This is a genomic window from Saccharicrinis aurantiacus (assembly GCF_001660705.2).
Lineage (GTDB): Bacteria > Bacteroidota > Bacteroidia > Bacteroidales > Marinilabiliaceae > Saccharicrinis > Saccharicrinis aurantiacus.
In genome coordinates, this window is sequence record NZ_LYBV02000069.1 from 1 (window position 1) to 1,440 (window position 1,440).

Consider the following 1,440-nt stretch of genomic DNA (forward strand, 5'->3'; position numbering starts at 1 on the left):
TCAATGTAGAAAGTTGGGTCTATAAAAGTCTAAGCATATATTTTGGTCAATCTGTAAAGGAAAAATCTTACATCTATTACGCCCCTGAATTGTCTTCTAAAGTCTTTTATTTTAGCATTAAATGATTCTGCTGCAGCATTAGTACTTCTGTTATTATAATAGTTAGAGATGTTATCATAGTAATTGAAGAAAGTATTAGCAATTGTATTGAATGATTTAAAAGTGCTTTGACGTACTTTTTCTGCCCAATGAGCCAGCTTTAACCAACCTACTTCTTTCTGGCAGTGATGATTGTAAGCTTCTTTCAATTCCATCGCTAAATCATAAGCTTGTGCAATTCTTGGATATATATGAAACAATATTCTTGCTCTCTCTGCTTGAGATGAAGTCCATGCATTGGGGGATTTAAATAGCAAATATCTGCTTCGGGCAAGCAGTTGTTTAGGACTATCTCCATTATTTAGTATCTCTGGATTATACTCTGAATCTGTTTCACGAGCATATTTAATTTTATCATTTTCTTGTTCTATGGCTTCCCAACGGTATTCTATTCTAATTTGTTGCACAGCATCATAAGCTAACCTTTGCACATGAAATCTATCAGCTACTCGTTTGGCATTCGCAAAGCAACTCTTAGCAATGGCGTTCATGGTTGGAGATAAGTCTAAAGTAATTTCTTCAACTTGACGTAAGAGCTTCTTAGGAATATGTTCTCGTATTTTACTTATGATGGAGTAAGCTTCAACGCCCCTAAAGATGCCTATGATAGTACCTTTCTTTCCTGAAGCACTTTTATTTGTAAGGATAGTATATAGTTCTCCATTAGAAAGAGAAGTTTCGTCAATGGAAAGAAACTTGCCCATATTCTTAGGAAAAACAAGGTAGTCTGAGGCATGAGCATATTGATCCCAAGAACGGTAATCACTTAACTTATTTTTATATTGCCGGCTGAATAGTGCTGAATTAATGCCAAAATATAAGCCTAGGCTTTTTATACTTACAGCATTACAATCCACCAATTGCTTTTAAAAAAGAAGCATACTCAGGATCTAACCTGGTGCCTTTAGCTACGCTTTCCCAATCACGACTTACTTTTTTTTGCTTACCATCTATCTCAACATCCCAACGTCTGCGCTTCACATTTAAGGTAACTAAATTTCGACGTATAGGACAGTCTCGTATTTCCTTAGGGTTCATAAAACCACTGGCTTTGTGCTTATAAGGAGAGTATTCCTGTGGGATTTCTTGCTTTTCTTCTAAATAGATAGTTAAGTGTTTTGTATACAACTCCTGACCGCTCTTTTCTTGCTTGAAGTCGGTAATTATAAAATAATCAAGTATTCCTTCCGGTAGGATAAGTTCTAATAATTGTGTGCTTAATTCGGACATACTACAAAATTATGTACTTTTTACTTCAGACCCAACTTTTGCAGGTGATCC

2 protein-coding genes are annotated in these 1,440 nt (G+C 35.4%); both read right to left on the minus strand.

Annotation, left to right across the window (positions count from 1 at the left end; genetic code table 11):
• Positions 1-29: 29 nt before the first annotated feature.
• Positions 30-1,016 carry an ISAon1 family transposase gene (locus tag A8B35_RS22965; protein WP_075604143.1) on the minus strand — a complete coding sequence of 329 codons (987 nt, stop codon included), beginning with the start codon at positions 1,014-1,016 and terminating at the stop codon, positions 30-32.
• Positions 1,006-1,389 carry an ISAon1 family transposase N-terminal region protein gene (locus tag A8B35_RS22970; protein WP_075604144.1) on the minus strand — a complete coding sequence of 128 codons (384 nt, stop codon included), beginning with the start codon at positions 1,387-1,389 and terminating at the stop codon, positions 1,006-1,008. Before A8B35_RS22970 ends, A8B35_RS22965 begins: the two co-directional genes overlap by 11 nt.
• Between the last annotated feature and the right edge of the window lie 51 nt (positions 1,390-1,440).